The 19,853-nt window shown below is 74.0% G+C and carries 16 protein-coding genes and 1 pseudogene; 11 read left to right on the top strand and 6 right to left on the bottom strand.

Features of this window, described 5'->3' with window-relative positions:
- Positions 1–2 precede the first annotated feature (2 nt).
- Genes BS73_RS10055 through BS73_RS10045 form a run of 3 tightly spaced genes read right to left on the bottom strand, consistent with a single transcriptional unit; the run spans position 3 to position 3,907 of the window.
- Positions 3–935 carry an ABC transporter permease gene (locus BS73_RS10055; protein WP_051939769.1) on the bottom strand — a complete coding sequence of 311 codons (933 nt, stop codon included), beginning with the start codon at positions 933–935 and terminating at the stop codon, positions 3–5.
- Between the two features lies 1 nt (position 936).
- Positions 937–2,013, bottom strand: coding sequence for an ABC transporter permease (locus tag BS73_RS10050; protein WP_084704613.1), 1,077 nt, complete (start codon positions 2,011–2,013; stop codon positions 937–939).
- Between the two features lie 10 nt (positions 2,014–2,023).
- On the bottom strand, positions 2,024–3,907 hold the full coding sequence (locus tag BS73_RS10045) for an ABC transporter substrate-binding protein (RefSeq protein ID WP_084703949.1): 1,884 nt from the start codon (positions 3,905–3,907) through the stop codon (positions 2,024–2,026).
- Between the two features lie 170 nt (positions 3,908–4,077).
- Between BS73_RS10045 and BS73_RS10040 the strand changes: the two genes are divergently transcribed.
- Positions 4,078–5,046 carry a YceI family protein gene (locus BS73_RS10040; RefSeq protein WP_037571204.1) on the top strand — a complete coding sequence of 323 codons (969 nt, stop codon included), beginning with the start codon at positions 4,078–4,080 and terminating at the stop codon, positions 5,044–5,046.
- Between the two features lie 87 nt (positions 5,047–5,133).
- On the opposite strand, the gene BS73_RS10035 is transcribed toward BS73_RS10040, so the two are convergent.
- Positions 5,134–6,291: a C39 family peptidase gene (locus BS73_RS10035; RefSeq protein ID WP_407674984.1), complete on the bottom strand. Its 1,158-nt coding sequence runs from the start codon at positions 6,289–6,291 to the stop codon at positions 5,134–5,136.
- A 419-nt stretch (positions 6,292–6,710) separates the two neighbouring features.
- On the bottom strand, positions 6,711–8,549 hold the full coding sequence (locus BS73_RS10030; RefSeq protein ID WP_037578953.1) for an IclR family transcriptional regulator domain-containing protein: 1,839 nt from the start codon (positions 8,547–8,549) through the stop codon (positions 6,711–6,713).
- 142 nt (positions 8,550–8,691) lie between these two features.
- On the opposite strand from BS73_RS10030, the gene BS73_RS10025 reads away from it, so the two are divergent.
- The 10 genes and pseudogenes from BS73_RS10025 to BS73_RS09975 all read left to right on the top strand — a co-directional run bounded on the left by BS73_RS10025 (position 8,692) and on the right by BS73_RS09975 (position 18,866).
- Positions 8,692–9,471, top strand: a complete 780-nt coding sequence (locus tag BS73_RS10025; RefSeq protein WP_037571201.1) for a CoA transferase subunit A — start codon at positions 8,692–8,694, stop codon at positions 9,469–9,471.
- A gap of 2 nt (positions 9,472–9,473) precedes the next feature.
- Positions 9,474–10,118 (top strand): 3-oxoacid CoA-transferase subunit B, encoded by a 645-nt coding sequence (locus BS73_RS10020; RefSeq protein WP_037571199.1) that lies wholly within the window; start codon positions 9,474–9,476, stop codon positions 10,116–10,118.
- 46 nt (positions 10,119–10,164) lie between these two features.
- Entirely contained in the window at positions 10,165–10,971 is an 807-nt protein-coding gene (pcaH, locus tag BS73_RS10015) for a protocatechuate 3,4-dioxygenase subunit beta (protein WP_037571197.1), read from the top strand.
- Positions 10,968–11,567: a protocatechuate 3,4-dioxygenase subunit alpha gene (gene pcaG, locus BS73_RS10010; protein ID WP_037571196.1), complete on the top strand. Its 600-nt coding sequence runs from the start codon at positions 10,968–10,970 to the stop codon at positions 11,565–11,567. The genes pcaH and pcaG overlap by 4 nt, the downstream gene beginning before the upstream one ends.
- Positions 11,548–13,254, top strand: a pseudogene (locus BS73_RS36010) (lyase family protein); the annotation flags it as partial. The gene pcaG and the pseudogene BS73_RS36010, both read left to right, overlap by 20 nt.
- Positions 13,255–13,324: 70 nt before the next feature.
- Positions 13,325–14,539 (top strand): bifunctional 3-oxoadipate enol-lactonase/4-carboxymuconolactone decarboxylase PcaDC, encoded by a 1,215-nt coding sequence (pcaDC, locus tag BS73_RS09995; protein ID WP_037571193.1) that lies wholly within the window; start codon positions 13,325–13,327, stop codon positions 14,537–14,539.
- Positions 14,540–14,599: 60 nt separating this feature from the next.
- The gene (gene pobA / locus BS73_RS09990) at positions 14,600–15,778 is read left to right on the top strand and encodes a 4-hydroxybenzoate 3-monooxygenase (RefSeq protein ID WP_037571191.1); all 1,179 of its coding nucleotides are present in this window, start codon (positions 14,600–14,602) and stop codon (positions 15,776–15,778) included.
- Positions 15,779–15,821: 43 nt separating this feature from the next.
- The gene (locus tag BS73_RS09985) at positions 15,822–17,288 is read left to right on the top strand and encodes an aldehyde dehydrogenase family protein (RefSeq protein WP_037571189.1); all 1,467 of its coding nucleotides are present in this window, start codon (positions 15,822–15,824) and stop codon (positions 17,286–17,288) included.
- Between the two features lie 337 nt (positions 17,289–17,625).
- Entirely contained in the window at positions 17,626–17,823 is a 198-nt protein-coding gene (locus BS73_RS38165) for a hypothetical protein (RefSeq protein ID WP_037571188.1), read from the top strand.
- Positions 17,820–18,866, top strand: a complete 1,047-nt coding sequence (locus tag BS73_RS09975) for a UbiA family prenyltransferase (protein WP_161789659.1) — start codon at positions 17,820–17,822, stop codon at positions 18,864–18,866. Before BS73_RS38165 ends, BS73_RS09975 begins: the two co-directional genes overlap by 4 nt.
- Here the strand turns inward: BS73_RS09975 and BS73_RS09970 are convergent.
- Positions 18,841–19,752, bottom strand: coding sequence for a helix-turn-helix transcriptional regulator (locus BS73_RS09970; protein WP_037571183.1), 912 nt, complete (start codon positions 19,750–19,752; stop codon positions 18,841–18,843). The genes BS73_RS09975 and BS73_RS09970 overlap by 26 nt on opposite strands.
- Between the last annotated feature and the right edge of the window lie 101 nt (positions 19,753–19,853).

The following is a 19,853-nucleotide window of genomic DNA, read 5'->3' as shown; positions in this document are numbered from 1 at the left end:
GCTCAACGTCCCCCTCGGAGCCGGGGGTTGAGCGCCGACTCCATCGCCCGGCCGCACAGGGTGAAGGAGAGCGCCACCGCGGCGATCGCCAGTCCCGGCGGCAGCAGCGTCCACCAGTCGCCGGCGCTGACCGCCCCCGCCTGCCGGGCGTCCTGGAGCAGTCCGCCCCAGGAGACGGTGCCGGGGTCGCCGAGCCCCAGGAAGGCCAGCGTCGACTCGGTGAGGATCGCGTTGGCCACGGTCAGCGTGGTCTGGGCGAGCACCAGTGGCATGACGTTGGGAAGCACATGACGGGCCATCACATGCCGGTGCCCGCCGCCCAGCGCCCGCGAGCGCTCGATGTACGGCCGGCCCTCGACGGCCAGCGTCTGCGCCCGCACCAGCCGGGCGGTACGCGGCCAGGTGGTGACGCCGATGGCCAGCACGATCGTCGCCGTCCCCGGGCTGAGCACCGAGGCCAGCGCCACCGCGAGCACCAGGGTGGGCAGCACCAGGAACCAGTCGGTGATCCGCATCAGCACGGTGGCGGGCCACCCGCCGAAGTGCCCGGCGAGGATGCCGAGCACGGCGCCGATGGCCATCGAGAGGAAGGTGGCGAGGAACCCGACGGTGAGCGAGATCCGTGCGCCCCAGAGCAGCAGCGCCAGCTCCGAGCGCCCGTACCCGTCGGTGCCGAGCGGGTAGCCGGCGCCGGGCGGCTGCAACGGGGTGCCGGGGGCGTCGATGATGCTGACCGCCTGCGGGCCGCCGGTCAGCACCGGCGCCAGTACGGCCGCCCCGACGAAGAGGAGGAGCAGTGCCAGCCCGGCGAGTCCGGCCCGGTCGGCCCGGTAGGCCTGCCAGAAGCGGGCGGTGGCGGCCCGCCGGCGGGCCCAGGCTAGGGAGCCGCCCGGCGCGGGGCCTGCGGGTACGGTCCGGTGCGCGGCATCGGTCATCTCAGCCGGCCCTCACCCTCGGGTCGAGCAGCGGGTAGACGAGGTCGGCGGCGAGGTTGGCGAGGATCACCGCGGCCGCGAAGAAGAGGAACAGGCCCTGCAGCAGCGGCAGGTCGGGGACGCGGAGGGCCTCGTAGAAGAGCGAGCCGAGCCCCGGCCAGGAGAAGACGGTCTCGACCAGGATCTGGCCGGCGACCACCTCGCCGAGGTTGACGAAGATCAGTGTGACCGTGGGCAGTATCGCGTTGGGCACCGCGTGCCGCCGCCGCACCAGGTCGTCGCGGAGTCCCTTGGCCCGGGCGGTGGTGAGGTAGTCGGCGCCCCGCTCGTCCAGCAGTGAGGAGCGCATGACCAGCAGGAACTGGGCGTAGGTCACCGCGACCAGGGTGGTCACCGGCAGCACCATGTGGTAGGCCACATCGCCGGCGTGCGCCCAACCGGTGGCCCCGTCGCCGGAGTCCAGTCCGCCGGTGGGGAAGAGCCCGGGCAGACCGCGCACCCCCACCGCCAGTCCGACGATCAGCAGCAGGCCGAGCCAGAAGGTGGGCACCGACCACAGGGTGAGCGCGATCCCGGTGCCGATCCGGTCGCCGGCGCCGCCGGGCCGCCAGCCCGCCCGGGTGCCGAGCCCGAGACCGAGCGCCACCGCGATCGCCAGTGCGGTGCCCACCAGCAGTACGGTGGGCCCGATATGACGGGCGATCAGCTCCGACACCGGCGTCCGGTACTGGTAGGAGAGCCCGAGGTCGCCGTGGAGCAGTCCGCCCAGATAGCGGAGGAACTGCCGCGGCAGTGGCTCGCCCAGCCCGAACTCCTTGGTGAGCTGGGCGATCTGGGCCGCACTGGTGGCCTGCCCGCGGGTCATGGTGCGGACCGGGTCGCCGGGGATCACCCGGAAGAGGAAGAAGCCGGTCACGCTCACCGCGAGCAGTGACACCGCCGCACCGGCCAGCCGGCGGCCGACGGTGAGGGCGCCGTCCAGTGCCCCGGTCCAGCGCCGCCGGGCGGACGGCCCCGCCGGGCCGCCGCCGGCCGCTGCGGCGGCGACGGTGTCGGTGGTGGCGGAGGTGGCGGCCATGGTCCGCAACCTACTCGCGTTCGTCGCGGGTGCGGCGGCGGCGCACGGTGCGGGCCGCGAGTCCGCCGAGGAGGATGACGGCGGCGAACACCAGGCCGAGCCCTCCGCCGGTGCCGAGCTTCCCCGTCAGCCCCGCCCACGGGCCCGCGGCCCCGTCCGCCGCTCCGCTGCCGGGGACGGCGGACCACCAGGACCAGTAGCCGTCCTGCGGATAGATGTTGCCGCCGTTCAGCGGCTGGCGCTGGATCGAGGCGATCTGGTCGCTGCGGTAGGCCTCCAGCACCGCCGGGTAGTAGAGGACGTCCAGATAGCCGTCCTCGTAGAGGCGCTGCTGCATCCGCTGGACGAGCGCCGCCCGCCTGGCCGGGTCGTACTCCTCGGACTGCTGCCGGTAGAGCCGGTCGTAGGCGGGGTCGCAGAGGAAGTCGTCGGTGGCGCCCGCCGATCGGGGGGTCTGCGGCCGGGCGGCGCAGGTCTGGATGGAGAGGACGTAGTCCGGGTCCGGGTTGACCGCCCAGCCGTCGAAGGCCAGGTCGTAGTCGCCGGCCTGCTCCCGGGCGGCGAGGGTGCTGGGGTCGACGTAGGACTGGTCGACCTGGATGCCGGCCTTCCGCAGCCAGCCGGCGATGTACTCGCCGGCCCGCTGGTCCTGCGGGTCGGTGTTGTGGCCGAGCAGCCGGAGGGTCAGCGGGCCGCCGCGCGGGGTGCGGCGGATCCCGTCCGGGCCGCGCCGGTAGCCGGCGGAGTCGAGGAGCGCCTCGGCCCGGGCCGGGTCGTAGCCCATCGCGTGGGCGGGGTCGGGCGCCCAGTGGTAGGTCCGGTAGCGGGGCGGGAGGTAGCCGGCGCCGGGCACGGCGTAGCCCTGGGTGGCCTTCTCCACCAGCCGCTCGCGGTCGATGGCGTACTGGACGGCCCGGCGGACCCTCGGGTCGCGCAGGGCCGGGTTGCCGTCGCCGAAGCGCTGCCCGTCGAGGGCGCTCGCGCCTGGGTTCATGGCGAGGGCGAAGAACCGCTTGGCGGAGGCGAGGTCGGCGGTGATGCCGGGGGTGTGCCGGAGCGAGTCGTACTGGGCCGGGGTGAGCCCGGAGACGAAGGAGACCTCGCCCTTGCGCAGCGCCTCGACCGCCGCGTCCTGGTCCTTGTAGTACCTGAAGAGGACCTCGTCGAACCGGGGCGAGCCGCGCCAGTAGTGCCGGGCGGCGTCCAGCCGGATGTACTGGTCCGGCTGGTAGCGGGTGAGGACGAAGGGGCCGTCGCCGACGATCGGGAAGGATTGGTCGTTGTTGAAGGAGGCGTAGTCCCGGACGTTCTTCCAGATGTGCTCGGGGACGATCGGCACGTCCAGCGCGAGCATGGTGGCCTGCGGTCGCTTCAGTCTGATCAGCAGGGTGCGGTCGTCTGGGGCGGTGGCCGAGGCGAAGTTCGCGGTGAAGTTGCCGTTGGCGGTGGCCGCCGCCGGGTCGCTGATCATCTTGCTGAAGGTGAAGGCGGCGTCGTGGGCGGTGACCGGGACGCCGTCGGACCACCTCTCCCCGGAGCGGATGGTGTAGCGCCAGGTGAGCCCGGAAGGGGAGGCCTGCCAGGAGGTGGCGAGGCCGGGGATGACCGAGGCGTCCTTAGCCGAATAGTTCGTCAGATATTCATAGATCATTCGGTGGATGCTCGTGCTGATCACCCGCTGCGCGGTGAACGGGCTGAGCGAGTCCACCGTCTGGGCGACGGCGACGGTCAGAACCCTCCTGTGCGCGGGGTGACTTGGCGCCGCCGGGGCCGCCGCGCCGGCCACCGCCCCGGTCAGCGCCGTGACCAACGCCGTGACCAACGCCGTGACCAGGGCCGTGACCAGGGCGACGGCGGGCGCGGTGCGCGGGCGGCGGGCGGCGGGCGGCGTCATGTGACTGCGCCCCTCTCCTTCGAGGTGGCCTTGGGCTGCTCCCACCAGTACAGGACGAGCGGTGCGGAACCCCGGAACGCCATAGCCGAGGGAGTGAATGTGATTGTCCGCTCGGCATATGGAACTATGTGCGCCCTAGAGCAGATTCACGAGGAGAGGTGAGGAGGAGCATGGTCCTGGGGCGGCTCCGACGACGGAACTCAGGCGCCGCAAGCGCCGGATCGATGAGCGGAGGGGGTGCCGGCGCGTCCGCGTCCGCGGCCTCGTCCTCCGCGGGGCGTGTCGCCGGCGCGTCGCTGGCGCCCGGTGCGGGCGGGGTGAACCTCACCGTTCTCGACCCCTTCGGCCAGACCCTGGCCGGCGCCGAGGTCTCGGTCACCGAGACCGCCACCCGCCGCAAGGCGGTCAGCGGTGTCACCGACCCCTACGGCATGTTCTTCGCCAGCCTCCCGCCCGGCACCTACTCCGTGCTGATCAGCTCGGAGGGTCTGCAGCCGCACCGGGCGAACCTGGAGTCCGTGCCGGGGCGGGTCGCCGACCTCGGCCGGATCGCGCTGCAGACCGCCGCGCTCAAGGAGCTTCCGCCGCCCGGCACCTGGATGTTCGACCCGCCGCACACCGCGATCCGGTTCGTCGCCCGGCACGTCGGGATGGCCAACGTCCACGGCCGGTTCACCGAGTTCCAGGGCGGCATCCTGGTCGCCGACCGGATGGAGGACTCCCAGGTGGAGATCTCCATCAAGGCGGCCTCGCTGACCACCGGCAACAAGACCCGGGACAACCACCTGCGCTCCGCGGACTTCCTGGACGTGGACAGGTTCCCGTACCTCCACTTCGCCAGCGACCGGTTCATCTTCCGGGGCGGCACCAAGTGGACCGTGGCCGGCTCGTTCACCCTCCACGGCGTCACCCGCAACGTCGAGCTGGACACCGAGTACCTGGGCACGGTCACCGGCGGCTACGGCGAGGAGCTGCGCTGCGCCGCCCGCGCCACCGCGGAGCTCCACCGGGACGACTACACCCTGCCCTACCGGGAGATGCTGGCCCGGGGCATCGCCATCGTCGGCCCCCGGATCAAGCTGGAGCTGGACATCCAGGCGATGTACCAGTCCCCGGAGACCCCCACCCCGCCGGAGTAGGGCGGAACGGACCGGGGCGGACCGGGGCGGACCCGGACGGGCTGAAGCAGACCCCGGCCGCCCCGGCCGTCCCGGCGGGGGCCCGGTTCAGGCCACGCCGACCGAGGCCAGCGCGGCGGCCTGACGCCGGGTCGGCTCGGCCGGCCAGGTCAGGTAGACGACCCCGCCGGAGCCGGTGCCGAGGCTGCCGTCCGCCCGGTGCCGCAGGGTGCGCAGCCACACCGTCTCGAACTGGCGGCGCCGGTAGACCCGGCGGACGGCGGGGTCGTCCGGGGCCGCCGGGTCGTGCGCCACCACGTCGCCGTCCGCGGTGAAGCCGGCCACCGCCATCAGGTGGCCGGCGGTGTCGTATCCGGAGCCGTCCAGCTCGGCGGCCCGGAAGGACTGCGAGGTGATCACCGGGATGCCTGCGTCCACCAGCCGCTCCACGTCGTTCAGCGAGTGGAGCCGGGTGACCGCCGCGTTGAGCCCGTACGAGGCCGCGTAGGCGGCGTTGAAAGGCCAGTTGCCGCAGCCCCGGTAGGCGGCGTCGTAGACGGACCGGGCGGCGTGGTCCACCTGCGGGTCGGCGTAGTCGGGACGCACCCAGGCCAGCTCGGCGGGAGTCGGCCGGCAGCCCCAGTACTCCACCGCCATCTCGGTGGAGGACGGTGAGCACCAGGCCTCGCCGCCGCCGTCGTACTCCGGGTACTCGCCGCGGTGCAGCTCCTGCGAGTAGCGGGGGAGCGCGAGCTCGACCGCGCGCCCGCCCAGCCCGGGGGCGCCGGCCGGAACCTCGAAGCGGTCCGGGACGGCGGAGGCGCAGACGGCGGCGCGGCGGACCCGGGGGGAGACCGCAAGCCCCGGGCGGCGGTAGAGGACGAGCTGGAGCTGGTATCCGGTCAACCGCTCGTGCCCGGAGGGGGCGGCGAGCTCCAGCACGTCGGTGGAGACCCGGCTGCGGCCGTCCCCCTGGCCGGTCACCGAGGTGCGCCGGATGTCGGCGTCGGTGCGGGCCCAGCGACCCATGGTGTACCAGGGCGAGCGGCCGCCGGACGGGTAGTCGGCGCGCAGCCGCACCTCGATCCAGGTGCCCGTGGGGGTGTCCGCGTTCCAGGAGGCGATGAGCTGGGTGGCGGCCAGCGGCGGGCGGTGATGCGGCAGGGTGTATCGCTGGTACTCCCACTCGCCGCCCTCGGCCTTGGCCGTGCCGTCCGGCCGGCGGATCGTCAACTCCTGGTTCCAAGCGCGGTATTCGACGTTCACGGGTCGTACCGTACCGGGCGAAATGGCCGGAGATAGGCCCCGTGCGGGGCTGGCCACAACGCGTCGCCCGCTCTAGTCTGAAGGAGCAGCCCGAGCCCCCGGCCGCATATGCCCCACAGCCCAGCGGTGAACGGCCCCGCGGGAGTCCTTTCGATCCGGCTTCCCGGTGCCCCCGTATTCCGGGCGGGCATATGAAAAGCTCCTCTCACCTGACCAGCGGAGCGTCCTGTCCCCGCACGCCACTGGCTGGACAGGGGGAGGAAAACCCGCCGATCAGCGGCATCGGCGGGTGGTGGCGGGTCTGCGCAGTACTCTCGCGGAGTGCGGGCCCGCCACCTTCTCCATAATCTGGCATATGCCTGCAAGTGGCCTTCCCGCACCGCCAACGGGCGGAATTCCCACCGGGATTCGGCCGCCGTTCAGTCGGCCGCCCGCCGGGTGACCCGGGCCGCGTCGGCCTCGATCAGCGCCGCGGCGGTGAGCAGCTCAGGGAGCATCTGGCGGCGGTCCTCCTCCGGATCGGAGTCCGGACGGCCGGCGTGCAGCGAGACGTTGAGCGCGGCGGTGACCCGCCCGGTCCGGTCGCGCAGCGGCACCGCCACCGAACGCAGCCCGTCCTCCAGCTCCTGGTCCACCACGGCGGAGCCGTCCGCCCCGGCGCGGTCGACCAGCTCCCGCAGCCGGTCCGGGTCGGTGACGGTGCGGCGGGTCAGCGCCCGCGGCTCCACCCGCCGGAAGTACTCCGCCCGCTCGGCCGCCGGCAGTCCGGCCAGCAGCACCCGGCCCATGCTGGTGGCGTGCGCGGGGAAGCGGGTGCCGATGGTGATGTTGACGCTCATGATCCGGCGGGTCGGCACCCTGGCCACGTACCTGATGTCGTCCCCGTCCAGCACCGCCACCGAGGTGGACTCGCCCAGCCGGGCGGAGAGTTCGGCCAGATGCGGCCCGGCGATCTCCGGGAAGCCGAGACCGGCCATCCGGGCGTAGCCGAGCTCGAGCACCCGGGGGAGCGGGCGGAACCGCCGGCCGTCCGCCTCCAGGTACTCCACATAGCCGAGTTGACGCAGCGTCAGCAGTGATCTCCGGGCGGTGGCCCGGGGCAGCCCGGTCGCCTCGGCGGCGGCGCTCAGCGTCAGCCCGCCGGGACGCCGGCCCAGCGCGGTCAGTACGGCCAGGCCGCGGGCCAGCGACTGCAGGAACTCCGGCCCGAGGTCGGCCTTGTCCGCGGGGGAGTAGCCGTAGCCGGCCGGGGCCGCCGGCTCGCGGACGGCGCCGGGGCGGCCGGCCGCGGCGGGGGTGCCGTGGGCCGCCACGTCGGCCGTCTTGCCGGCCGCCCCGCCGGTCGTCCCGCCGCCACCCGCCGCCTCGGCCAGTGCCCCGGTCATCCGGGCGGCGGCCGCCCGGAGCTCGCCGAGGGTGCTGTCCAGCAGGTCGGCCGCGGTGTGCCGGCTGGTGTGCGACACCACGCTGAGCGCCGCCACCGGCCGGCCGGCCGGATCCGTCACCGGCACGGCGACCGCGACCAGCCCGGGCTCGATCAGCTGGTCGTCCACCGCGTACCCGGCCGTCCGGGCGGCGGCGACCCGCTCCGCGAAGCCGCCCGCTGCGAGGCCGCCGTCCTGAGCCGCCGGGGAGCCGTCCCGGGCCGCCGCGCCACCGCCCGCTGGGGTCTCCGGCCCGGTCTGCGACAGGGCCTCCGGCGCGGCCCCCGGCCCGGCCGGCAGGTCCGGGACCGCGGGGAAGCCGGTGTGGCGCGGGTCCGCGGCCAGCCGGCGGCGCCAGACCGCCCAGTCCCGCTCGTCCCAGTCGGCGGCGAACAGCGCGCCGGGGGCGCAGCGCTCGGCGGGGAGGAGGTCGCCGATCCGGAAGGACAGCGACATCGCCCGGCGGCGGGTGGTCTGGCTGATGAAGCGGACGCCGTCGCCGTCCGGGACGGCCAGCGAGACCGACTCGTCCAGCCGCTCGGCCAGCCGACGGGCGTGCGGCGCCAGCGGGTCGGCGATGCCGGAGGCGGTGAGGTACGCGTCGCCGAGGTCCAGCAGCCGCGGGGCCGGCTGGAGGTCGCGGTCCTCGGTGCGGAGGTACCCGAGCCGGGTCAGCGTCGTGGCCACCCGGTCGATCGTGGAGCGGGCCAGCCCGGTCTCCTTCGCCAGCTCGGCCGGGCGGGTCGCGCCCTCCCGCCCGGCGATGATCCGCAGCACCCGGAGCCCGCGCTCCAGAGGGCCGACGGTCTCCTCGGACCTGGGCTGATCGATCATCTCCGTCACAGCTCTCTCCCGTTGACACCGCGTCGGCGATCGGCGCAGACTGCGTACCAGTCGATTATGAACAGAAGTTCACTCGGCGAACAAGCGCCAATGCGGCACAAAAGCACAGCGTCAGAGATACGGAGCGGTATCCATGGACAAGGTGGTCGCCTCGGCCGACGAGGCGGTGGCAGACGTCGGGAACGGAGCCACCCTCGCGGTCGGCGGATTCGGACTCAGCGGCGTTCCCAACGTGCTGATCGAGGCGGTCCACCGCACCGGAGCCGCCGGTCTCGGCGTGGTCTCCAACAACTGCGGAGTAGACGGCGGCGGCCTCGGCATCCTCCTCGCCGACGGCCGGATCGCCCGCGTCACCGGCTCCTACGTCGGTGAGAACAAGGAGTTCGCCCGCCAGTACCTCGGCGGCGAACTGGAGGTCGAGCTGATCCCGCAGGGCACCCTCGCCGAGCGGATGCGGGCCGGCGGCTCCGGCATCCCCGCCTTCTTCACCCCGGCGGGCGTCGGCAGCCAGGTCGCCGACGGCGGACTGCCCTGGCGCTACCACCCGGACGGCTCGGTCGCCGTCGCCTCCCCGAAGAAGGAGGTGCGGGAGTTCGGCGGCAAGGAGTACGTGCTGGAGGAGGGCATCCGCACCGACTTCGCGCTGATCCACGCGGCCAAGGGCGACCGGCACGGCAACCTGGTCTTCAACAAGTCCTCCCGGAACTTCAACCCGCTCGCCGGGATGGCCGGGCGGATCACCGTCGCCGAGGTCGAGGAGCTCGTCGAGCCCGGCGAGATCGACCCGGACGCGGTGCACCTGCCCGGGATCTTCGTCCAGCGGGTGGTCGCCCTCACCCCCGAGCAGGCGGCGGACAAGCAGATCGAGAAGCGCACCCTGCGTGCGGCGGACCCGGCGCGGGAGGCGCGGTAACCATGGCCTGGACACGTGAAGAGATGGCCGCCCGGGCCGCCCGCGAGCTCCCCGACGGCGCCTACGTCAACCTCGGCATCGGCCTGCCGACCCTCATCCCGAACTACCTGCCGGAGGGCGTCGAGGTGATCCTCGAGTCCGAGAACGGCCTCCTCGGCGTCGGCCCGTACCCGACCGAGGACGAGGTCGATCCGGACCTGATCAACGCCGGCAAGGAGACCGTCACGGTCCTGCCCGGCTCCTCCTTCTTCGACTCCTCGCTCTCCTTCGGCATGATCCGCGGCGGCCACATCGACGCCGCCGTGCTCGGCGCGATGGAGGTCTCCGCGCGCGGCGACCTGGCCAACTGGGCCATCCCCGGCAAGATGATCAAGGGCATGGGCGGCGCCATGGACCTGGTGCACGGCGCCCGCCAGGTCATCGTCCTCACCACCCACAACGCCAAGGACGGGAGCCCGAAGATCGTCGAGGAGTGCTCCCTGCCGCTCACCGGCAAGGGCTGCGTGGACCGCGTCATCACCGACCTCGGCGTGCTGGACGTCACCGAAAGCGGCCTGGTCCTGGTCGAGACGGCGCCGGGCGTCACCCCGGAGGAGGTCGTCGAGCGCACCGGCGCGCCGGTGCGGGTGGCCGTCGCCGCCGCCTGACCTCCCCGATCCGTTCGGCCACCTCGAAGAAGAGGAGAGAACCCAAGTGACCCAGCAACCGAGGCCGCTCACCCAGGCCGACATCGACCGCGAGATCGCGGAGGAGAGCGCCGCCTACGCCAAGCGGATCGCGGACGGCGAGCCCGTCGCCCACCACCCCGACCGCGGCTACGCCCCCTACCGCTCCAGCGTGCTGCGGCACCCGAAGAGGCCGCTGGTCGCCGTGAAGGGCGACCCCGAGCTGATCGAGCTCCACACCCCCGTCTTCGGCGAGACCGACGTCAGCCCGTTCGACGCCGACCTCACCAGGCAGCACCTCGGCGAACCGCTCGGCGAGCGGATCACCGTCTCCGGGCGGCTGCTGGACCGGCACGGCCGGCCGATCCGCGGCCAGCTGATAGAGATCTGGCAGGCGAACGCCTCCGGCCGGTACGCCCACCAGCGGGACGACCACGACGCGCCGCTGGACCCCAACTTCTCCGGAGTGGGCCGCGTCCTGACGGATGATCAGGGCGGCTACAAGTTCACCACCATCAAGCCCGGGGCCTACCCCTGGCGGAACCACCTCAACGCCTGGCGGCCGGCGCACATCCACTTCTCGCTCTTCGGCGACGCGTTCACCCAGCGCCTGGTGACGCAGATGTACTTCCCCAACGACCCGCTCTTCGCCTACGACCCGATATTCCAGTCCGTCATCGACCCCTCCGCCAAGGGCCGGCTGATCGCCACCTACCACCACGACGACTCGGTGCCCGAGTTCTCCCTCGGCTACCGGTGGGACATCGTGCTCGACGGCCCCGGCGCCACGCCCTTCGAAGCGGAAGACGCAGACGACGAGGAGCAGAACAAGTGACCAGCCTCGCCCCCACCCCCTCGCAGACCGTCGGCCCCTTCTACGGCTACGCCCTGCCGCTGCCCAAGGGCGGCGACATCGCCCCCGAGGGGGACCCGCGCGCCGTCGCCGTCCACGGCTACGTCTACGACGGCGCCGGGCAGCCGGTCCCGGACGCGCTGATCGAGGTCTTCCAGGCCGACCCCGAGGGCGACGCCGCCGGTGCCCCCGGGTCGCTGCGCCGCGAGCCCACCACCGGCCGGCTCAACGGCCGCGACGGCCTCACCTGGACCGGCTTCGGCCGGATCGCCACCGACCCGGACGGCCACTGGGTCGTCCGCACCCTGCCGCCGGGCGCGGTGGGGGAGGGGCGGCAGCCGTACCTGGCGGTGGTCGTCTTCGCCCGCGGCCTGCTGCACCACCTCCACACCCGGGTGTACCTCGCCGACCAGGTCGAGGCGGCGGCCGACCCGCTGCTGAGCTCGCTGGAGCCGGCACGCGCCGAGACGCTGCTGGCGAAGCCGGAGCGGCCGGGGGTCTACCGGTTCGACATCCGCCTCCAGCAGGGGGAGGACGGCGCTGAGGAGACGGTCTTCCTTGACTTCGCACAGCACTGACGGCGGCCCGGCCGCGGACCTGGGGCTCCTGGCCCCGGTCCGGGCCGGCTCCGCCGCCGAGGCGGCCACCGGCGACACCGCCTTCCTCCAGGCCATGCTGGACGCCGAGGCGGCGCTGACCCGCGCGCAGGCGGCGCTTGGCCGCGCGCCGAAGGAGGCGGGGGAGGCCGTTACGGCGGCGGCCGACGCGTCCCACTACGACGTCCGCGACCTCGCGCTGCGGGCGCGCGCGGGCGGCAACCCGGTCATCCCGCTGGTCGCCGACCTCACCGCCCGCGTCCGGGCCTCCGCGCCGGAGGCGGCGGCCTGGGTGCACAGGGGCGCCACCAGCCAGGACATCGTCGACACGGCCTTCATGCTGATGGCCAAGCGCGCGCTGGCCCCCATGCTGGCCGACCTCGCCGCCGCCGCGGACTCCCTGGCGGCCCTGGCCCGCGCCCACCGCACCACCCCCATGCCCGGCCGCACCCTCACCCAGCAGGCGGTCCCCACCACCTTCGGCCTCAAGGCCGCCGGCTGGCGCAGCCTCGTCCTCGACGCCCACGACCGCGTAGCCGCCGCCGCAGCCACCCTCCCCGCCGAACTCGGCGGCGCCGCAGGAACCCTGGCCGCCTTCCACACCATGCTGACGCGAAGCTCCTCCGCCACCGACGGTGAAGCCGAGAACGCGCCGGAGGCCACCCCAGGGGCGCGGGGAACTGCGCGCCCAGCCACCGTCGGCGCCGCCACGGACAGCGGACCCTCGGCCACCACCCCGGCGCGGAGCTCTTCCCCCACCGACGGGGAAGCCGAGAACGCGCCGGAGGCCACCCCCGGGGCGCGGGGAACTGCGCGCCCAGCCACCGACGGCGCCGCCACGCACAGCGGACCCGCAGCCACCACCCCGGCGCCGAGCTCTTCCCCCACCGGCGGCGAAGCCGCGCGGGGAACTGCGCGCCCAGCCGACCACCCGGCCGCACCCTGCGACGGCGAGGACCTCGGCATCGCTCTCCAGCGCGCCTACGCAAGCGAGTTGGGGCTGCAAGCCCCGGAACTCCCCTGGCACACCCTCCGCACACCGATCGCGGACCTCGGCAACGCCCTCGCCTTCACCGCCGCCGCACTCGGCAAACTCGCCGAGGACGTCCTGGTGCTGTCGCGCACCGAGATCGCCGAGGTGGCGGAGGGCAGCGGCGGCGGCTCCTCCGCCATGCCGCACAAGAGCAACCCCGTACGCAGCACGCTGATCGCCGCCGCCGCACGCCAACTCCCGCCCCTGGCAAGCATCCTGACCCAGTCCCTCGCGGCAGCCGACGAACGCCCCCCAGGCGCCTGGCACGCCGAGTGGCAGCCCCTCCGCGAGGCCCTGCGCCAAGCAGCAGGCGCGGCCCGGGACGCCGCCGAGCTCGCGGCCGGGCTCCGCGTCAAGCCGGAGGCGATGGCCCGCAACCTGCGCAGCACCCGAGGCGCGATCGTCTCCGAGCGGCTCTCCGCCGTCCTCGGCGACCGCCTCGGCCGCCCTGAGGCGAAGGACCTCCTGACCCGCGCCACCCGCAGGGCCGCCGCCGAGGACACCGACCTCCGCACCGCACTCGGCGAGCTGGCCGAGCCCGCCGCCCTGGCCGCCCTCGGCGACCTCGACGAACTGCTCGACCCCGCCGAGTACTTGGGCTCCGCCCCCGCCCTCCTCGACCGCGCCCTCGGGCGCGCGCCCCGCCCCTACCACACCGGCACCCACCCCGACACCCACCCCGACACCCGCACCCAGGAGGCCCCCGATGACCGCCGCCGCCCCCGTGGTCAACCACCGGATAGACGGCCGGGACGACGCGCCCCCCATCATCCTGGGCTCCTCCATCGGCACCGCCGGCGTAGCAGGCGAGCTCTGGGCGGCCCTGGTCCCGGCCCTCGCCCGCACCCATCGGGTGATCCGCTTCGACCTCCCCGGCCACGGCGGGACCCCGGTCTCCGTCCTCCCCACCGCCGAGACCCCCGACGCGACCACCATGGCCGACCTCGCCGAGCTGGTCCTCGCCCTCGCCGACCACCTCGGCCTCGACCGCTTCCACTACGCGGGCGACTCCATCGGCGGCGCGATCGGCCAGCAGCTCGCGATCACCCACCCCGAGCGGCTGCTCTCCCTCACCGCGATCTGCACCTCCTCGCACTTCGGCGACCCCGCCAACTGGTCCGCCCGCTCGGCGACCGTCCGGAAGGACGGCCTCGGCGCCGTCGCCGACGCCCAACTCCCGCGCTGGTTCCCGGAGTCCTTCCACTCCGACCCGCGCGCCCAGTCCCTCCTCGCGGACCTCCGTACGGCCGTCGACCCGATCGGCTACGCCGCCTGCTGCGACGCCCTCGGCAACTTCGACAGCCGCCCCGAGCTGCCGAAGGTCACCACCGTCCCGACCCTCGCCGTCGCCGGCCGCCAGGACCTGGCCACCCCGCCCGAGCACCTCCGCGAGCTCGCCGACCTGGTCCCGGACGCGGCGCTCACCGAGATCCCGCGGGCCGGCCACCTCGCCCCCGTGGATGCCCCGGAGGCGGTCACCGCCGCCCTCCTCGCCCACCTGGCCGCCGTCGGCGACGCCCCCGCCCGCCCCGCGTCCGACGACTCCGCCCGGTACGCCGCCGGCATCCGCGTCCGCCGCCAGGTACTCGGCGACGCCCATGTCGACCGCGCGACCTCCCGCATCACCGAACTCACCGCCGAGTTCCAGGACTTCATCACCCGCTACGCCTGGGGCGAGATCTGGACCCGCCCCGGCCTGGACCGCAGGACCCGCAGTTGCATCACCATCACCGCACTCATCGCCCACGGGCACCTCGACGAGCTGGGGATGCACATCAGGGCCGCCATCAACAACGGCCTGACCCGGGAGGAGATCAAGGAGGTGGTGCTGCAGTCGGCGATCTACTGCGGTGTCCCCTCCGCGAACTCCGCCTTCGGCGTCGCCCAGCGCGTACTCGCTGAGATCGACGCCGAGAACTGACGACCCACCCCACCCCACCCACCACCACCCACAGCTCTCTCAACGACGAGGAGGTGCCCCATGCGTACCACCGTGGGCATCATCGGGGCCGGACCGGCCGGACTCCTGCTCTCCCACCTGCTGCACAAGCAGGGAATCGCCAGCGTGGTCCTGGAGAACCGCGACCGCGCGTACGTCGAGCGCCGCCAGCGCGCCGGCATCCTGGAGCAGGCCACGGTCGACGTGCTGCGCGCCTCCGGCGCCGGCGCCCGGATGGACGCCGAGGGCATCCGGCACGACGGCATCGAGCTGCGCTTCGACCGGCAGTCCCACCGGGTGGACTTCCCCTCCGCGACCGGCGGCCGGTCGGTGATGGTCTACGCGCAGACCGAGGTGGTCAAGGACCTGATCGAGCTCCGCCTGGCGGACGGCGGGGACACCATCCTCTTCGAGGCGCACGCCACCGCCATCGAGGACATCGAGACCGACCACCCCCGGATCCGGTTCAGCCAGAACGGCCGGGACGAGGTCCTGGACTGCGACGCGGTGGTCGCCTGCGACGGCTTCCACGGCATCGGCCGCGCCCACATACCGGCCGAGCTCCAGCGGACCTTCGAGCGGGTCTACCCCTTCGCCTGGCTCGGCATCCTCGCCGACGTCCCGCCCTCCTGCGAGGAGTTGATCTACGCCCACCACCCGCGCGGCTTCGCCCTCCACTCGATGCGCTCGGAGACCGTCAGCCGGCTCTACCTCCAGGTCGACCCGGACGACAGCGTGGACAACTGGTCCGACGACCGGATCTGGGACGAACTGGCCGCCCGCTTCGAGATCGAGGGCGACTGGAAGCTGGCCCGCGGGCCGATCACCGAGAAGTCGATCACCCCGATGCGCAGCTTCGTCGCCGAGCCGATGCGGCACGGCCGGCTCTTCCTGGCCGGCGACGCCGCCCACATCGTCCCGCCGACCGGCGCCAAGGGCCTCAACCTGGCCGTCGCCGACGTCACCCTCCTCGCCCAGGCCATCGCCAAATGGCAGGCGGGCGGCGACGAGTCGCTGCTCGACGGCTACTCGGAGACCGCCCTGCGGAGGGTCTGGCGGGCCGAGCACTTCTCCTTCTTCATGACCACCATGCTCCACCGGGACCCCCACCAGCCGGAGTTCGACTACCGCCTCCAGCTCTCCAACCTCCGCTACACCGCGACCTCGGAGGCCGCCCGCGCCTCCCTCGCCGAGAACTACGTCGGCCTCCCCACGGTCTGACGTTCCATCACCCACCCTCAGCAGCAAGGAAGTCAGGCCCGACATGGCACTTCTGGAACCCCGCGACTGGGAAGGCAAGATCCGGGTCGGCGACGCCTGGACGGACGGCGGCGCCGGCGTCCACCCGGTGGTCTCCCCGTCCACCGGCGAGGAGCTGGGCCGCATCGGCCACGCCTCCGCCGCCGACGTCCGCCGCGCGGCGGAGGCCGCCTCTGCGGCGCAGCGCGACTGGGCAGGCCTGCCCTACACCGAGCGGGCGGCCGTCCTCCGCCGGGCCGGCGACCTCTACCAGCAGCACGCCGCCGAGATCGAGCAGTGGCTGCGCACCGAGACCGGCGCCGCCCCCGGCATGGCCGGCTTCCAGATCGGCACCACCGCCCAGGAGTTCTACGAGGCGGCGGCGCTCGCCTCGGCTCCGTACGGCGAGGTGCTGCGGACCGCCGTCCCCGGCCGCACCAGCTTCTCCCGGCAGGTCCCGGTCGGGGTCGTCGGCGTCATCGCGCCCTTCAACGTCCCCACCATCCTGGCGATCCGCGCGGTCGCGCCCGCCCTCGCCCTCGGCAACGCGGTCCTCCTCAAGCCGGACCCCCGCACCTCCGTCTCCGGTGGCGTGGTCTTCGCCCGGATCCTGGAGGAGGCCGGGCTGCCGGCCGGACTGCTGTCCGTACTCCCCGGCGGCGCCGAGACCGGCTCGGCCGTGATCGAGGACCCGGCCGTCCGGGTCATCGCCTTCACCGGCTCCACCCGCGCCGGCCGCGCCATCGGCGAGCTGGCGGGCCGCCACCTCAAGCGCGTCCACCTCGAACTGGGCGGCAACTCGGCGATCGTGGTCCTCCCAGGCACGGACCCGTCCGCGGCTTCCTCCGTCGGCGCCTTCGGCTCCTTCAACCACCAGGGCCAGATCTGCATGGTGGCCGGCCGACACCTGGTGCACTCCTCCCTGGCCGAGGAGTACACCGCCAACCTGGCCGCCCGCGCCGACAAGCTGACCGTCGGCGACCCGGCCTCCGGCGACGTCGCCCTCGGCCCGATCATCGACGAGCGGCAGCGCGACAACATCCACGCCATCGTCACCGAGACCCTCGCGGCCGGCGCCGAGCTGCGCGCGGGCGGCACCTACGACCGGCTCTTCTACCGCCCCACCGTCCTCGGCTCGGTCCCCGCCGACTCCCGCGCCTTCCGCGAGGAGATCTTCGGCCCGGTGGCCCCGGTCACCGTCTTCGACACCGTGGACGAGGCCGTCGAGCTGGCCCGCTCCTCCGAGTACGGCCTCTCCCTCTCCGTCCTCGGGCCGGACCCGGCGGCGGCCTACGCGGTCGCCGAGCGGATCCCGTCCGGCCTGGTCCACATCAACGACCAGACCGTCCAGGACGAGGCCGTCGCCCCCTTCGGCGGCGTCCTCGACTCCGGCACCGGCGGCCGCCACGGCGGCACCCGAGCCAACCTGGAGTCCTTCACGGAAACCCGCTGGACGACCATCCGCGCGGACCTCCCGCAGTACCCGTTCTGACCTTACCGGTCTTACCGGCCTGGCCCACCGTCACCCCCGCGGCCCCAGCCGCCCGGAGGCCGATGCTGTCCCGATTCCGCGGACAGCATCGGCCTCCGCGTACGCTCGAAGCCGGGGACTTCCGGCGGGGGGTCCGATGAGCCCGACTGCTCAAGGTACGACCGGCAGTTGGCCGAGCTCATCGAGTACCGGCGAGGTCGGCGGCGCCCGAGGCGGAAGTAGCCGTCGGCGGAGTACCCGGGGCGAAGTTGAGTACGCGTACTCATGCGGAGTGGCGGGGTTCGCGTCACACTGCGGGGCACGGTCTACGCGTCAGCCCGAGCCGGGGAGGCCCCCGATGTCCGACTCGCCCCTGCCGCCCGCCTCGCAGGGAAGATCCGGCGGCGGCGTCCCACCCGCCCCGCGGCGACCGCGCAGCGGCTGGGCGGTGTTCGGAGTCGTGGTCGCGGTGCTGCTGGTGCTCGCGGGGCTGGCACTGGTGGCGTTCTACGTTCTCCTCATAGTCGGCCTGAGCCAGTGGGGGAGCAACAAGTGAGCCTTGTGACGAGTCGCCTGCGCCTCTTCGTCGCCCTGGTCCGGCCGCCGGTGCTGGTGCTGTTCGCGCTGTACGCGGCCCTCGGCGCGAGTGGTGGCGGTCGCGCGGAGGACCCCCTCCTCCTGGCCCGGATACTGCTGCCGGTCACCGCCTTCCTGCTGTTCTCGGTCGCCTGCAACGACCTGGCCGACGAGCGGATCGACCGGGTCAACCTGGCCGGCGACCCGCGCCGGCCGCTGGTGGTCGGCGGGGGAGCCCTGCGCCGGGAGATGATCACCGCGGCGGCGGTCGGCGCGCCGGTCGCCCTCGGCGGCGGCTTCCTGCTGGGCGTCGGGCCGGGGGTGGTGCTCGCCCTGGGCCTCGCCGTCAGCGCCGGCTACTCGCTGCACCCCGTCCGCCTGGCCGACCGCGGCGCCCTCGCCTCCCTCGCGCTGCCCGCCTGCTACGTCGCGACCCCGTACCTCGTCGGCCGGCTGGCCACCGCCCCCCGCGTCGGCGGTCGCGAACTCCTCTTCCTGGCCGGGCTCTACGTCGGCTTCATCGGCCGCATCCTCCTCAAGGACTTCCGCGACCTGCGCGGCGACGCCCTCTTCGGCAAGCGCACCTTCCTGGTCCGGCACGGCCGCGTCGCCACCTGTGCGCTCTCGGCGGTCTGCTGGACGCTCGGCACCGGCCTGCTGCTGGCCGGACTGCCCCCCGCCACCCCCGAGTTCGTCCTCGCCTCGCTGCTCGACTGCGCCGCCGTCCTGTGGCTGCTCCTCCGCCTGGCCCGGGAGACCCACCCGCATCGCGAGGAGCGCCTGATCTCCGCCGTCGCGATCCTCGGCCGCGGCCTGCTCCTGCTGCTCCTGGCCCACCTCGCGGCCCCCCACCTCCGCTACCACGGCCGACCGCCGGAGGACGCGATCACCCTGGCCCTGCTGGTCCTGACGCTGGGCCAGACCCACGCGATCCTCCGCCACGGCCCGGCCGTCCGCCGCCACGTGCCGACCCGCTACCGGGATGCGGCCGGCCCCCTCAAGGCTGATCGCCGGGGGCTTTAGGAGCGGGCGCCGGGTGCTCCTTAGGCCGCGGTGCGGTCAGGTCGAGGAGGACCAGGGCGTCGTGGTCCGGGGTGCCCGGTTCCGCGGTGTAGACGCCGATCCGCTGCCCCGGGGTGCCCTCCGCCTGGAGGGACTGCGCGGTGAGGGTGACCGTGCCGACCTGCGGATGGTGGAAGGTCTTCTGCGCGGGCTTGCGGCTGGTCACCTCGTAGCGCTCCCACAGACCGGCGAAGTCCGGGCTCTTCAGCAGGAGTTCGCCGACGAGGCCGGCCAGGTCGGGGGCGTCGGGCGCGGTTCCGGCGAGGGCGCGGAGGCGGGCGACGCAGCCGGTGATCTGCTTCTCCCAGTTGCCGGCGAACAGGTCGCGGGCGGCGGGGTGGAGGAAGAGGTAGCGGGCGATGTTGCGCTGTTTGACGGGCCAGTCGTCCACCCCCGCGTACAGGGCCAGGCCGCCTGGGTTCCAGGCGAGGAGGTCCAGGCTGCGGCTGACGACATAGGCCGGGTGGGGGCGCAGCGCCTCCAGCAGCAGTTTGAGGTGGGGGCGCACGGTGCGGCTGGGCGCGGGCGGCGGTTCGGGGGTGTAGCGGGCGGCGCGGGTCGCGAGCCGGCGCAGGTGCTGCTGCTCCTGGTCGTCCATCCGCAGGGCGCGGGCCAGGGCGTCGAGGACGGCCGGGCTGGGGCGGGTCTCCCTGCCGCGTTCCAGGCGCACGTAGTAGTCGATGCTGATGCCGGCCAGGGTGGCCAGCTCCTCGCGGCGCAGACCGGGGGTGCGGCGGATGCCGGTGCCCACGGTGAGGCCGGCCTGGGCGGGGGTGGTCTGGGTGCGGCGGGCGCGCAGGTAGCGGCCCAGCTCCGCGCCCTCGCTGTGCGCGCTCTCGGAAGCCATGGCCCCAGTCTCTCCCGCCGGGCATCCCGCACGCAGGCGTGCAAGGGGGCCCTGTCATTACCCCCGAAGAGCCCGCCCTGCCACGCCCCGGCGATCCGGGC

Source organism: Phaeacidiphilus oryzae TH49 (assembly GCF_000744815.1).
Taxonomy (GTDB): Bacteria; Actinomycetota; Actinomycetes; order Streptomycetales; family Streptomycetaceae; genus Phaeacidiphilus; species Phaeacidiphilus oryzae.
The sequence above is the reverse complement of the archived record's forward strand: the minus strand, read 5'-3'. Positions and strand labels throughout refer to the sequence as shown.